Annotated in this window: 9 protein-coding genes, 3 tRNA genes and 1 pseudogene; 8 read left to right on the top strand and 5 right to left on the bottom strand. The window is 38.3% G+C overall.

Translation table 11 applies throughout. From position 1 onward, the window contains the following. Window positions 1-112 precede the first annotated feature (112 nt). The 3 genes and pseudogenes from ACFO3G_RS05975 to ACFO3G_RS05965 all read left to right on the top strand — a co-directional run. A pseudogene (locus tag ACFO3G_RS05975) lies at window positions 113-1042 on the top strand (acyltransferase); the annotation flags it as partial. A gap of 109 nt (window positions 1043-1151) precedes the next feature. Continuing rightward, window positions 1152-1225: transfer RNA gene (locus ACFO3G_RS05970), tRNA-Asp, on the top strand. Between the two features lie 176 nt (window positions 1226-1401). Continuing rightward, window positions 1402-1701: a glutaredoxin-related protein gene (locus ACFO3G_RS05965; RefSeq protein ID WP_380078930.1), complete on the top strand. Its 300-nt coding sequence runs from the start codon at window positions 1402-1404 to the stop codon at window positions 1699-1701. Window positions 1702-1782: 81 nt separating this feature from the next. Here the strand turns inward: ACFO3G_RS05965 and ACFO3G_RS05960 are convergent, their stop codons facing one another. From ACFO3G_RS05960 to ACFO3G_RS05940, 5 genes are all read right to left on the bottom strand, one after another. Then, window positions 1783-2301: a hypothetical protein gene (locus ACFO3G_RS05960; RefSeq protein ID WP_380078928.1), complete on the bottom strand. Its 519-nt coding sequence runs from the start codon at window positions 2299-2301 to the stop codon at window positions 1783-1785. Window positions 2302-2352: 51 nt separating this feature from the next. Further along, a complete protein-coding gene (locus tag ACFO3G_RS05955; protein WP_380078926.1) occupies window positions 2353-4338 on the bottom strand; it encodes a BCCT family transporter in 1986 nt (661 codons plus the stop codon). A gap of 481 nt (window positions 4339-4819) precedes the next feature. Continuing rightward, a tRNA-Asp gene (locus ACFO3G_RS05950) sits at window positions 4820-4893 on the bottom strand. Between the two features lie 860 nt (window positions 4894-5753). Next, window positions 5754-6023 (bottom strand): hypothetical protein, encoded by a 270-nt coding sequence (locus ACFO3G_RS05945; protein ID WP_380078924.1) that lies wholly within the window; start codon window positions 6021-6023, stop codon window positions 5754-5756. 191 nt (window positions 6024-6214) lie between these two features. Next, window positions 6215-6299: transfer RNA gene (locus tag ACFO3G_RS05940), tRNA-Leu, on the bottom strand. A 382-nt stretch (window positions 6300-6681) separates the two neighbouring features. Between ACFO3G_RS05940 and ACFO3G_RS05935 the strand changes: the two genes are divergently transcribed. The 5 genes from ACFO3G_RS05935 (at window position 6682) to ACFO3G_RS05915 (ending at window position 14940) form a co-directional block, all read left to right on the top strand. Then, a complete protein-coding gene (locus tag ACFO3G_RS05935; RefSeq protein ID WP_380078922.1) occupies window positions 6682-9699 on the top strand; it encodes a tetratricopeptide repeat protein in 3018 nt (1005 codons plus the stop codon). 12 nt (window positions 9700-9711) lie between these two features. After that, window positions 9712-11538 (top strand): TonB-dependent receptor, encoded by a 1827-nt coding sequence (locus tag ACFO3G_RS05930; RefSeq protein WP_380078920.1) that lies wholly within the window; start codon window positions 9712-9714, stop codon window positions 11536-11538. Window positions 11539-11543: 5 nt separating this feature from the next. Then, the gene (locus ACFO3G_RS05925; RefSeq protein ID WP_380078918.1) at window positions 11544-12467 is read left to right on the top strand and encodes an HAD hydrolase family protein; all 924 of its coding nucleotides are present in this window, start codon (window positions 11544-11546) and stop codon (window positions 12465-12467) included. A 120-nt stretch (window positions 12468-12587) separates the two neighbouring features. Then, complete coding sequence (locus ACFO3G_RS05920; protein WP_380078916.1) at window positions 12588-14291, top strand: glutamine--tRNA ligase/YqeY domain fusion protein; 1704 nt, start codon at window positions 12588-12590, stop codon at window positions 14289-14291. 1 nt (window position 14292) lies between these two features. Further along, window positions 14293-14940, top strand: coding sequence for a DedA family protein (locus tag ACFO3G_RS05915; protein ID WP_380078914.1), 648 nt, complete (start codon window positions 14293-14295; stop codon window positions 14938-14940). The last annotated feature ends 254 nt before the right edge of the window (window positions 14941-15194 follow it).

Raw genomic sequence — 15194 nt, 5'->3', positions numbered from 1 at the left:
TGACAGACAATTCGAAATAATTTCTTTAATTTGTACTCGTGTAAGATTCATACGGTTTATCGTTTTATTTTGTTTTTTTCAAAGATAACAGTCTTGAGTCTTACACACTTTTTCGGGACAGTATCACTTTGGCTACTATACTGCGTCATTTTTTGAATCAATAGTTCAGATAGGTGTTCCCATTTTTGTGATGCTTAGTGGTACCTTTATTTTAGATAAAAAGATTGATTGTTGGAAAGATTTTTATCAAAAGAGGCTGCCTAAGTTGATAATCCCCTTTGTTGTTTGGCTTCCTCTCAACTGGCTATGGCTTGTTATTAAAGGTGACAATCTTCTATCGATTATTATCAATGGTGGCGGATTACTTCAGCTATGGTTTATACCCATGTTGTTAATCTTATATATCATCACACCTCTACTTCAGATAGTGGTAAGGAGAATAGAACTATCAAAGCGACCTTTTCGCTATCTGGTTTTGTTTACTACCCTACTCTTCTTTATAGGTTTTGGTGATGAACTTTATGCCGAATTCTCTTTACATCCTCCATATCCCTATTATCCATTCTTTTCTCTAAGATATGCCGGGTATTTTGTGGCTGGTTATCTTTTGCGTAAATATCCATTAGAAAGAAGAATGTCCATTGTTGTTACATCTATTGTATATCTCTTGTCAATCGCAGGGATCATGATATTCGCCAATGTGATTTGGTCTAAGACAAATGAGTATTTCTATCACAATCTTTCTCCTTTTATTATTATTCAGGCTTTAGCTCTTTTTGCCCTCTTTTCATCAAGGAGAGGAGTAGAAAGAATCAAACCTAATATATTGTCTAAGCAACACTCATTCGTATTAGGAATATATCTTGTACATATTATTTGGCTGAATATTGTGACAAAAGCATTCTTAATATTGACTCCTCACTTTATGCAAATACCCTTTGTCAATGTTCCGGTAAGGGTTATAATAGTTTTTGTTGTATCACTTATCTCTGTTAGGTTTTTGTCTAAAATACCTATTATCAGGTCGACTCTTATCGGTTGATTGAATCTTTTACAAGGGTATTTATAATTTTCTTTGCAGTATTGTTTTGTATTAGAAAAAAATATTATACATTTGCAGAGCTAAAAAGGAGGGTGTCCTTCTATAGTCCGGTGTGGTAGTTCAGCTGGTTAGAATACCTGCCTGTCACGCAGGGGGTCGCGGGTTCGAGTCCCGTCCATACCGCAACATAAAGGTATAAGTCTTGATATTAAGACTTGTGCCTTTTTTGTTTTTAGATCTTCTCTGATTAATTCAGCTCACAAACATCTTCATCTACTTCACTTAATATGTTCAATTTGATTTCATGATTTAAATCAATCGGCTAACTTTGGAAGACAAACTCACTAAATTATTATGTCATGATAAAGATTTATGGAATGGATACATGTCCGGATTGTACTTACCTTGATAATCAGGTAAAAGGGAATAGTCGATATGAAGTGATAGATATAGGGAAACATGTCAAAGATCTCAAAGCGTTTCTTAGGTTGCGAGATAATAATCCTGTCTTTGATGAAGCTAAGAAGGTAGGTGCTGCCGGTATTCCTTGTTTTGTGTTGGAAGATGGTAGAGTCACACTTTGTCCGGAAGATGCCGGTCTTCGCTCTCGCCCTTCAGGAGAAGGAGCTTCTTGTAATATTGACGGGACAGGTTGCTAATACCTATTCTTAATAAAAACAAACCTCACCTACTGACGAATAAGCATCAGTAAGTGAGTTTTGTTATTTGTAGACATATCCCTAATTGATAATGTATATCAGCACAGCTATCGGTATAGCTCCTTGTATGGTCAAAAGAATATCCGATGAATATTCCGACCTTCCGGCATAGATATGTTTGTGATCATAAGTTGCCAATATATCGGACATATAGCTACTGTTGCCTCTGTACAGATACTTACCATTCCATGAAAACAATATATCAGATGAATAATTGCTGTTGCCATTGAAATAATGCTTTCCATCCCATGAAGACAAAATATCTGACATATAGGTTGATCGACCTCGATAGATATGTTTTCCATCCCATGTGGCTATAATATCCGAAGAGTAAGTACTATTGCCATTATACAGGTATTTCCCATCCCATGTAAATAGGATATCGGACATATATGTGCTATTACCTCTGTAGATACGAGTCATGCCTCCTTGTCCAATCTCGGACATAGTGAGCTCTACCCCACTATTTTTAGATATTGCTCTTTGTGGAAGACTTATAAAGCAGATAAGGGTTGCTAAGATTGCCGTCAAATTTTTCATAATCTAAAGCCTTAGTTACTAATAACTGCCATAAAGGTAGCTCTTTATGTTTCAAAACTCGACCGTTATCAATTCGTTTTTATCATCAGATATCAAGGTGATGAAGCGTTCGTATTCTTTTAGCACATCAACAATAATTTCCTCTTTGGTCATATACTGTATATTGTTGCCGCTTCTTCCATCTGTAAAATAAGTGACCGGCACGTAGGTCGTATCGTTGTCAAAGTCCGGTGTATTTTCCTCATTGATAAAATAATCGGCCAGGTTTTGCTTCTGCGCAGCTACACCATATTTGAAGTTTCTAATGAGGTCATGTCTGATGACAAGCTCTAACGAGTAGTTCTTTCTTTTGCCATCTTGAATGTCGGCATGAATACCTTTTGATTCTAATTCTTTTTGAATATCCTCGAAAGCAGTTTTAACTATGTTATTGATAAAGTATCGAACATCTTTTTTCTCTGAAAAGCTAAACATGCGATTGAGTCGTTGCTTCCAATTTTTTCCGGTCCAAGATTCACTGCCATAGGGAGGGTTGGTACTATGAAAAAGATAGTCCAATCGAAGACCTTTCCACAGACAAAAACATAATACCAGCATTATCAAACCAAAAAGAAGAGAAGAGATTAAAGTCATTGTTTGAAGTGATGCCAAACCGCCACTTCTAAGAAGCGCAAGCGACAAGATGATTAGTAACACTCCCCAAAAGATATTTTGCCACTTAGGAATCTGCTTCTTGGCATCTGATGCGATGCAATTCATAACCAATATCCCGGAGTCCGCAGATGTAACGAAAAATACTGCAATCATCAAAATCGCTAAAAATGACAAGACAGATGAGAGCGGAAACTGATTGAAGAACTCAAACAAAAGAATATCCGGATTGTCCGATAGCCTTGACAAAGCTCCGGAGACAGAAAATTTATCAAACCATACCGCACTGCTACCAAATACGGTCATCCACATAAAGTTGAAAAGAGAGGGTACAAGCAATACCGCTACAATATATTCTCTAATGGTACGCCCCTTGGATATTCGTGCAATAAATAAACCTACGAATGGAGCCCATGAGATCCACCAAGCCCAGTATAAGATAGTCCAGTTTGAAAACCAGTTTACACCTTCTTGTTCATAAGCGAAAGTGTTGAAAGTTAGCTTACTTAGATTGCTAATATAATATCCAATTCCTTCGCTAAATGTGCTTAGAATATAAATTGTTGGACCCATTATCAGAACAAAAATCATCAGCAAAAATGCAAGTGTAAGGTTTAGTTCACTCAATCTTTTGACTCCTTTGTCCAGTCCCGATAATGTGGAGCCGACGGCTATCATCATGACGACTATAACTATAATCGCTTGAAACAGAAAGTTGGATTCTTTTACAATTCCTATGCTTACCAATCCCGCATTGAGTTGTACCACACCAAATCCAAGTGTTGTAGCTATACCAAAAAAAGTACTGCAAAGCGCAAACACATCTACAATGTTTCCAATAGGTCCGTTGATTTTATCTTTTAAAAGAGGGTAGAGTCCACTCCTGATAGCCAGTGGAAGATTGTATCGATATGCAAAGTATGCCAAGATTAGCCCCATTACTGCATAGATGGCCCAAGCGTGTATTCCCCAGTGAAAGAATGTGTATAGTTGTGCCTCCTTAGCTCTTTGGACAGTATCTGCCACGGCCGGATTGGCATAGTGTGAAATGGTTTCGGCAACTCCAAAATACATGAGTCCGATACCCATGCCGGCAGCAAAAAGCATAGCAATCCAAGAAAAGAAACTGTACTTGGGTTTTGAGTTGTCTGCTCCCAATCTGATGTTTCCCAATTTGCTCATTGCGACAATGATGAGAAATATAATGAAGAGCGTAACCATGATTACATAGACCCAACTGAGGTTTTCGAAGAAATAACCTTTTATGTCATTTAGGATTTGAGCAGCTTTTGTTGGAAAGAGCCCACAAAATATGGATACGAAGAGTATAACGACCAATCCGGGTATCGCTACATTCTTCGAAAATGTAGTTTTGATTTTATTCATAAGATATAATGTTTTGAAGTATGTGGATTTATTTTGCTTTTGACTTACTCTTTACAAAAGCAAATACCATTTGTGAGGCAACAATAAATAAAAATGGAAAAGTATTAAGCACATAAAGATCTACTTCCTATGAATAATCACAGAAAATAAATTTATATCTATGTGCACCACTTATAGTTGCTTCATAGAATTGATTAATAAGTCATGTGGTTGTGATACAGCGTATCAGCAATCCTTTGAAATTTGGATGCCGAGAAACTAAATGGCTAAAGAGTAAGATTTGATGCTACATATATTACGAATAAACATAGTGTAGATACAATGTACGATATAAAACATAATATGATAGTAATTCAAAATATATAAACTGATAATATGATTGATGACATTAGAAGCTGATATAAAAGTGCTTCCGTAATATATAAATGTCGTTAATGATAAACACAAAAAAAGAGTGAGGCTCTTTTGAACTTCACTCTTGCGGTATGGACGGGACTCGAACCCGCGACCCCCTGCGTGACAGGCAGGTATTCTAACCAGCTGAACTACCACACCGGACCACAATCGGGAACTTTGATTTCCCTTTTGCTCTGCAAAGATAGAACAGTTTTTTGTTTTACACAACATTTTCGATAAAAATCTTTGCTGTGTTCATTCATTCTTCAACTGAAATAGCTTAAAACCAATCGTTGTTTCTATACTAATATACTGTATAACAATCTAATAATAGAAATTCTTATAGTTGGTATTTGTTGTAATAAAAAGATGTCTTTGTCATCTTTGCAATCCAAGTTGCACTATCTATGATGGCAAAGTTGTTAGGTTGTTTAATTTTTCTTGAGCAAAATGATTGTCAGTACAGCAGGAGTTATACCTTCACTTAAGTTCAAATTTATCTTCTGAGGCCACTTCATATACCTAATTATTCTGCTTTAATTGACGTTTCAAATTTGCGTTTATTGCTGAGCTTTTCTGATTAAATTGTGATTTATTAGCTAAATAATGTAAATATATTAAGCCCTTATTCTGTCTCAAAAGAGCCGTTATTTGACGTCAAAAAGGGCCTATTTCTTACAAAAAAATTGCGAAAGGGCAATTTATCGTTATTACTATATGTTAAACTATATTAAATGTGATTTTAATTTGTCTTTCGGCGACTTAAAAATAGCTTTCAGGCCGCCTTTTTTGTAAGGTCGCGCGACTTGCAATCCATTCTCGCGCGACATTGAAAGTAAACTCGCGCGAGGTTGCACCTGAAGTAGCGCGACTTCGCATGTCAAGGTCGCGCGAGATCAGATCGAAAGTCGCGCGAGAACGGATTGCATCTCGCGCGAGCTATTTTGTTAAAATAGCGCATAAAAAAGCCCGTTTCGTACTAATAAAACGGGCAAAGTTGGTAGGAAGGTCAGATGACCCTAACCCTCGAATTTGAGATTTTGAAGTTGAATCAGTGTTGTTTGAGTCGTTTTTATTGCAAGATATGTATTGATAATATTTAACAAATAAAAGTCTCTTCTTACGAGCTTCACAGCCCAGCGATAAAGACAACTTATAAGATCGTATTGAATGATTTTGAGGAGCTCTGTTTCTTCCTCTATCATAAGGCACAATTTACCTGCCCGGAGGAATAATCCGCCAAGCGAAATGACAATTAAAAGTATGGTAAGTAGTGCGCTTATCTCCATGAATCTCCTTATGTATTGAGGTCCAATATAATTAAAACCATTCTCTTTTGCAATATCTCTATCTTGACTTTTATAGCTTGGTTTTTGTTTGATGTGCCTCAAAGAGACTATTCTATTTCAAATCAAGTAGGTCATGCTAATAAACAACAAAGGCCAAACAGTCATTCAAAACTGTTTAGCCTTTGTCTTTGTGCCCGGAGCCGGGATCGAACCGGCACGAATTATTCATTCATTGGTGTTTGAGACCAACGCGTCTACCAATTCCGCCATCCGGGCGTCGAATTGCGTGGCAAAGATAATTAGAATTCTTAACTGAACAAACAATTACAAATAAATTATACTTCTTCCTTGGTTAATTCTTTGATGGATATATTTCTATCTTTCTGATATTTATATAGTTATCGATTAAATAATATTTTAGATTGATTAAATGATAATACCTAATGAATTACATTATTATTGTGAAAAGTTTATTGACTTGATTACAACTAAAACTTGCTGTTGAGACAATCACTATGTGTAACATACATTCGTTATCTTTGTGATATAACAGTGAGGAGTGGAATATGTTGTTATAAACTATTCTATGGTAAATTGTGATTGTCTTTGATGATGTTTTGCAAATTGCTATTCCTCCCTTTTAAGCAAAAGACTAAAAATGAAAAGAATATTATTGGCCGCTCTGTTGGCGGGTTGTGCTTTGGATGGCATATCTCAGTCTACGATGGTTTTTCCGAATAAAACAGATTTAGACGATGGTGTCAATTATTACCGTAATGCCAATTATGTTGCCGCATCGCGGTATTTTTCTCACTATCTTCTTCAGCATAGCAATGATAGTCGACTTGATTTATCGGAAGCATTGTTTTACAAATTGGCTTCTGATATGAAGCTGACTCATAATGCTCCTGTTGAACCCCTTTTGAAGTACCTCGAAAGGTATCCTGCAACTTCTCATAGAGCAGAGGCTTACCTTCTTATAGGGTCCTCTTATCTTGAGCAATCGGAGTACGCAGAAGCGTCACTTTATTTGAAGATGATTGACCCTTCGGCATTGAGTTTTGAGGAATTGGCAGAACGAAATGTTCGTCTTGCCTATTGCCTTATGAATCAATCCAAGATTATTTCAACCAAGGCCGGGGTAGAGCAGGTAAGAACTTTATTGATACCCGTGTGTGACGGAGAATCTCTGTGGAGCAAGAAGGCAGTACTTTACCTTGTCACATTGGATCTTAGAGAGGGGAATATCAAACTTGTAAAAAATGTTCTTCAATCGGTAGTCTTCCCTAAGTCTTTGCAAGATGAAGTGGCTTCTCTTCGTGGTCAATTGTACTGTGCAACCAAAGAATGGTCTGCATCAATTGAGACCATTGAGCGACTGAAAAGGTCTAACCCATCAATTGGAGGGCGTCCGGAACTTTTGAGATCTCTTGGTATCAGCTATTACCATTTGAATGATTATAAAAATGCCATAGCCAATCTTGACCCTTTTATTCGTGTTGCAAAGCCCCATGTTGACCCGACTGTAGCTTGTATGGATGGTATTTCTCATTTTAAGATTAGGGATTTCAAAGGGGCAGAAGAGCCCTTGCAGATTGGAGCTGTCAGTCAAAATGCAGTTGGAGCTGTTGCCGGTCTTTATTTGGGGCAGGCACGTTATGAGCTTGGTTCTTTGGCAGAGGCAGCATTAGCTTTTGAGGGAGTTATCAACAATCCAAAGTCTCCTTCCGATGTTCGTGAAGCGGCAATGTACAATATGGCCATAGCGCTTAGGATGAGTGGTACTTCGAGTTTTGGACAAGCTGTAAAGGTAGCAGAGCGTTTCTTCGCAGAGTATCCCTCTTCTCAGTATCGTGAAGAGATGGCATCTTTGCTTGTAGAAAGCTATTATACGAGCAAAGATTTTAAGGCCAGTCTAAATAGTATTCAGAAGATTCAACATCCTACCGAATCCATATTGATTGCTAAGCAGTATGTGCTTTGCCGTCTTGGTAATATCGAGATGGATCGTCATAGATGGCAGGAGGCTGAGTCATATTATTCTGAGGCTTTGTCAATCAGATCAAATGATGAGTTTGCTCCGGAAGCTCTAATATCGAGAGCTAAGGTTAGATACGAACAAGGCCGATACCAATCGGCTTATCAGGATGCCAATCTGTTTGTTACCAGGTTTTCGAAACATAATCCAACCAACTTGGCTGTAGCAAGATATATTGAGGGTTATTCTCTCTTCAATATGAAACGTTTTTCTGACGCATACAGAGTATTTAATGATTATTTGTCTTCTCCCAATTTGTCAAAAAGAGAGATAGCTGATGTCAGATGTCGTATGGGAGATTGCCTATATGCAGAAAAGAGATTTAAGGAGGCGATAGATAATTACAACTTGGCATACAACAGTTCTCCCGGAGATGGAGCAGAAGCATTGGTCCGTATATCGGATATTTATGGCTATCAAGGAGTATATAAAGAACAAATAGCTGTTATAGATCGTTATCTATCTCAATATCCAAATGGCGATGAAGCAGCATCCCTTTTGTACCAAAAAGGGCGTGCGGGTATTCTTGGTCATATGCCTGAGTCTTTGATTGAAAATGCTTTTGTCGGTGTGGTTGATCGATATCCTCAATCTCGTTGGGCAAGACAGGCGGGTGTAGATTTGGCCATGATGTATTATCAGAAAGGTCAGACTTCAAAAGCTATTAAATCGTATAAGCATATTATTGAGTCTTATCCTCAAAGTGATGAAGCACGTATCGCTATATCGGATCTCAAGTCTATATATATGTCGATGGATAAGATTGAAGAGTTTACAAGCTATGCATCTCATTTTGGCAATACATTTTTGAGTGATATGGGTGATGCAGCCAAACTTCTTTTTGAGCAGGCTGAAAATCGTTATCGAGCTAAATCTAATAATGCCCGACTTGGACTTGAGCAGTTCCTTGAGAAGTATCCTAATTCTCCTGATGCACCAAAAGCAAAACTCTATTTGGCTAACCTCTATTTAAGTGAGGGGGATATGATCAAATCTTCTTCTATCTATGAAGAACTTGACAATGAAAAGATTACCCCTGAGATAAGATCTGAGGCACAAGTTCATTTGGCTGATATCTGTATGGCACAAACAAAATATGGTCGTGCTTATGATTTGTATTTCGAAGCTTATCAAGTTGCTCCGACTCAAAATCTTAAAGAACTTTATGGCTTGGGGGCTGTAAAATCGGCTTATCTGTCAGGTCAATATCGTTTATCTTACAGACTTGCTGCTGATCTTGTATCGAAAGATCGTCTGATCAATGAAGAGATAACGCTCTGGCAGGGAAAGGCTCTATTCAAAGATAACCAGTATAATGAGGCAGCAAAGGTGCTGAGGACTATATCGCAAAATTATGATACAGCGGTGGGTGCTGAGGCTCTTGTGACTCTTGCACAGATCAAATATGATGTCAATGATTTGAATAATGCCAGGAAGCTTTGCCTTGACTTTATCAAGAAAAGTACTCCTCAACAATACTGGTTGGCAAGAGGATTTATCCTATTATCAGATATTTATAAGAAACAGGGCGATCATGCCACAGCAAAACAATACTTGCTGAGTCTTGAACAAAATTATCCTTCGGACAATAAGGATGATATAATGGAGATGATTAATGAAAGGCTGAATAACCTCTAAGAATTATTAGAAATGAAGAAGATAAAATATATTGCTGTCATACTTTCTTTTGCTTGTTTGGGAATGAATATCTCCCTGGCTCAAAACAAGAAAGATCAAGTCAAACGGGATACCATCACAAGAGAACTTACCGTTGTGACAGATAAGGTAATTGAGATACCGCAAGTAAAAGGGGCTGAAACTTTCGTATCGCCAATGATTCCAAGACTGAGACCTTTTTCTCAACAACCAATTAGGCGGTTGGTCTCTTTTAATCCGGAAATTTCTCCAATTGAAAATGGTTTTATTACTCCTTTAGCTAAGGAGGATATCACATCTCCTTATAGAGGATTTTTGGATATGGGGATTGGTACAATGTGGAATTTTAGAGCCGGTCTTGGGTATAGAATTTTGTCTACTCCTAAAGACCAAATGCTTCTCTCTTTTAGACATCGTTCGAGTTTTGAGACTCTTGATGATGAGACAAAGACGGTAGAGACAAAGAACGTGGCTCATTCTAATACATTCAATTTTAATTATGCCCATTCATTCCAGCCGCTTACCCTTCATTTAGGTGCTATCTATGACTATAGCTACTTTAGTTACTACGGAGTTTATGTTACCGATCAAGGACGAAAAAGTGTCCAAAAAGATAAAATAGATACTGATAGCGAAGCAGGAGTACATAGCATTGATTTCAAATTGGGATTGCATTCGAATGATAATGTATTTAGAGTGCTGTCTTACAAAGCAGATATTTCTATCGAAAGTACCATAAGAGATGCCAATTATTGGGGCTATTCTATGAAGGTCAATGAGTTTCATCCCAATCTCAATTTAAACTTAAATCTCAATAAGGGAGGCGATTTTTCATTGGGTTTAGATGCAAAAGTTGGTTGTTACAACCATTCGTATACCGGAGAAAAGAATTTCGAAAGTAACTTCGGTTTTATAGAGAACACAATGTATGATGCGGGCAAATCGATGTTTTATGCCTATGGAAATCCTTATGCACAATTGTCAGGAAGTACCGGATCTGTAGATTATTTTTTGAAGGGGGGAGTTGGTATCAGCTATAACTCCGGAGATAATGATAAGTTATTTTTGTACCCGGTGGCTGAAGCAAGCTTGACCTTTGCAAAGACCTACAAAATATATGCTTCTGCTACAGGGCGATTGAGAGAAAATACATTGAGACAGACTTTGAGTGAGATGCCTTATGTAGCTCCCATGTTTATGGTGGATCCGGGTCGTACAACTTTGGATGCAGAGGCGGGATTGTCGGCAGCATTTACTCAATATGTCAATCTTGACCTTTATGGAGGGTATGAGATGATTAGCCATCACCATTTCTTTAGACCATTTAATGGACGGGAAGCAGTTAATCAAAATACAGATGATTATCTTGAGAACATAGCTTTTAGACCTATTTATACAGATGCTAAGAAGTTAAAGTTAGGGGCAAGATTTGGATTCAATTATCATGGAATTTGGGGTTTTATGGCACAAGGAGAATACAACCATTGGAATACAGATCTTCCCGCAGCGATGGTTGCAGACGGGATGCCGGTGTTTGTTGCAGATGCGAAGGTCTATTTCTCGCCAATCGAAAAACTTAGAATCGATATCAATTACCGTTTGAAGAACGGTGTTCAGTACAATAATATCGAAACCCTTTCGAGGAAAATATTTGATTTAGAAAATATTCATTTGCTAAATGCAAGGGCCAACTACAAATTGAATGAGCAGCTTAATGTTTTCTTAAATGCAGAGAACTTGCTTTTCCGAACCTATAGTATGATGTATGGGTATCCGGCAAGAGGAGCAAGCTTGATGTTGGGTGTAGATTATAAATTCTAAACTATATGAAATATCATCTTATTGTATTAGATGTGGATGGGACATTGCTTGATAATGCCGGTCAACTGTCCAACGAAGATAAAGATGCACTTATTAGAGCTGAAAAAGAGTATGGAATAAGACTTGCGTTGACATCTGCAAGAACTTTGGAAAAAATGCTTCCGATATCGGAAGAGTTATTGATGGATAAGTATAGTGGATACTTAATTCCGGAACGAGGTATACAGCTATATAACTGTAGTACAAAAAGTAATATGGATTTTTCTTGCGAAGAAAGGGCAAAAGTTGTTGCAATTAACCATCTGCTGGATAAACTCGATTTGACAAAGGAGTCTCTTATTGCTGTAGGCGATTCGAAAAGCGATGTCGAAGTGATACAGATGGCAGGATTGGGTGTTGCCGTTGCCAATGCACCTGAGGCTGTAAAGGCTTGTGCAGATTATGTCACAACCTCCAATAACAATAGTGGGGTGGCGCATTTGCTGGATAAGTTCGTATTCAACCATTATTCAGATTTGACTTATACACCGGATGATGTCAACTCTTTGGTGGCAAATACGATGGTTGGGCATCTTGGTATTAAATGTACTCAACTGGCAAGTGGATACATAGAAGGGACGATGCCTGTGAATGAAAAGACTTGTCAGCCCTTGGGAATTGTTCATGGTGGTGCAAACTTGGCTTTGGCTGAGACATTAGCAGGAATAGGTTCTGTAGTTCTTTGCAAAGAAGGTGAGATACAGGTGGGTATACAGGTTAGTGGCAATCATGTCTCAACGGCATTGGTTGGAGATACAATGAGAGCTGTTGGTAAGATTATGCACCAGGGAAGGTCTACTCATGTTTGGACTGTTGAGATTTATTCGATGAATAGTGGCAAATTGATAAGCACGGTACGCGTATTAAATACCATTCTTAAAAAGCGATAGTCATAAAGGGTTGGAAAGTATCCGTTCTTACAATTCACGAATTAGAAGTACCTTTGTAAAATAAGGCTAATCTGATAAGGATAATATAGAAATTAATAACCCGTTGATAGATCATATCTTATGAACGAAGAAAATAATAAATTGGAAGAAAAAAGGAGTCTTAACTTTATAGAGCAAATTGTAGAGAAAGACTTGGAAGCGAAGTTGAATGATGGTAGATTGCAAACTCGTTTCCCGCCCGAGCCAAATGGATATCTCCACATTGGACATGCCAAAGCTGTCTGTATGGACTTTGGTATTGCTCAGAAGTATGGGGGAGTATGTAATTTGAGATTCGATGATACCAATCCAATCAAAGAGGATACTGAGTACGTTGATGCAATTAGAGAAGATATCGAGTGGCTGGGCTTCAAGTGGGGAAATATTTATTATGCTTCAGACTACTTCCAACAGTTGTATGACTTTGCTGTAAGATTGATCAAAGAAGGCAAGGCCTATGTAGATGAACAAACAAGTGAGCAGATTGCTGCACAAAAAGGCACACCTACAGAGCCGGGCAAAGAGAGTCCTTTTAGAAACAGACCTATTGAAGAGAGTCTGGATCTTTTTGAAAGGATGAATAAAGGTGAGTTTCCTGAGGGAGCCATGACTTTGCGAGCCAAGATTGATATGGCTTCCAGCAATATGCATTTCCGTGACCCTATTATTTACAGAATAATTCATACACCTCATCATCGCACGGGTGATAAGTGGCATGTGTATCCGATGTATGACTTTGCTCATGGGCAAAGTGACTATTTCGAAGGTGTGACCCACTCAATTTGTACATTGGAGTTCGTTCCTCATAGGCCCCTGTATGATTATTTTATTGATGAGCTTATGCCCGAAGGAACAACTTATAGACCTCGTCAGTATGAGTTTAATAGGCTAAACCTTACCTATACGATGATGAGTAAGCGCAAGCTTTTGGCTCTTGTCAAAGGAGGTCTTGTCAAGGGTTGGGATGACCCTCGTATGCCGACCTTGTGTGGATATCGCAGAAGAGGATATACAGCTCAGTCTATTCGCAATTTTATTGACAAAATAGGATATACCAAATATGATGGTATGATAGATGTGGCTCTGCTTGAGTCTGCTGTAAGAGATGATCTTAATAAGAGAGCTACTCGTGTATCAGCCGTATTGGATCCTATTAAACTTGTGCTCACCAACTATCCGGAAGGATTTCAAGAGACTTTTATGGCAACAAATAATCCGGAAGATGAATCAGCCGGACAACATGAGGTCAAATTTGCGAGAGAACTTTGGATAGAGCGTGCCGACTTTATGGAGGATGCTCCAAGGAAATATTTCAGACTTAGTCCCGGTAGAGAGGTAAGGTTGGCCTCTGCCTATATTGTAGCTTGTACAGGTTGCAAAAAGGATGAGGATGGTAATGTAGTAGAAGTTTATGCAGAGTATTTGCCTGAAACATTGACAGGAAGAAGTGACTCGGGACATAAGGTCAAAGGTACAATCCACTGGGTGGCTTGCCACAATGCAATTGATGCTGAGGTGAGACTATATGACAGACTGTTTACAGACGAGGACCCCTCTTCTGTTGAGGGAAAAGAGTTGGAAGAACTTCTAAATCCTGATTCTTTGAAGGTGCTAACAAACTGTAAGGTCGAACCTTTCCTCAAAGATTGCAAGCCCGGAGACAATTTCCAGTTTAGAAGAGTTGGTTACTTTACTCCCGATCTTGATTCAACAGAAGATAAGTTAGTATTCAACAGGACAGTTTCACTTAAGGATACTTGGAAGAAAGTAGCAGCCAAATCATAAGATGGAATCTATTATTGCTTGGGGACTTGCTCACTTGAATTACTGGACTATCATGCTATTGATGGCCGTCGAGTCCAGTTTTATACCTTTCCCAAGTGAGGTAGTGGTACCACCGGCCGCATATAAAGCTGCCGGCAGTGCTGAGCTAAGTGTTTTCTTAGTGTGGCTGTTTGCTACGATTGGAGCAAATATTGGTGCGCTAATCAATTATTATCTTGCCAGATACCTTGGTCGTCCTATCGTCTATGCATTTGCAAAAAGTAAAGTGGGAAAGTTATTTCTTTTATCACCCGAGAAGGTGGTAAAGGCTGAGGAATATTTTGACAAAAATGGTGCTATATCGACTTTTGTTGGGAGGCTTATTCCGGGTATTAGACAGTTAATATCAATCCCTGCCGGTATGGCAAAAATGAAGTTACTTCCATTTGTCTGCTATACTACTTTAGGGGCGGGTGTATGGAATGCAGTATTAGCTCTTATTGGTTATTCGATGGCTTTTGTGCCGGGTATAGAGACGGAGGAGCAACTGATTCAGAAAGTCTCTGTATATAGTAAGGAGATTGGCTATGGCATTTTTTTAGTTGTACTGCTTTGCATTGCCATTCATCTTATTAGGAAAAGGATGAAAAAGAGCAAAGAATCTAAGTAATTGCTTTGTAATTTCAGTAAAACGGACAACCGCTATCAAACTTTATATGTTTTGGTAGCGGTTGTCTGTTTATATAATACAATGAATCTTTGTGTATAGGAATGCAACTACAGTTGATTTTCTGCCTGGTAGTATCCCAAAAAGTGTGTAATTGAAGTTTATCTTTGAGTCAAAATTAATCATTTCATTTAATTGTTTTTCTCATCTGTCAGGCGGACATGAAAAACACCGGGGGGATTGGCGTCCGCCCGGGG

This window comes from Falsiporphyromonas endometrii, from assembly GCF_042654485.1.
Lineage (GTDB): Bacteria > Bacteroidota > Bacteroidia > Bacteroidales > Porphyromonadaceae > Porphyromonas > Porphyromonas endometrii.
The sequence above is the reverse complement of the archived record's forward strand: the minus strand, read 5'-3'. Positions and strand labels throughout refer to the sequence as shown.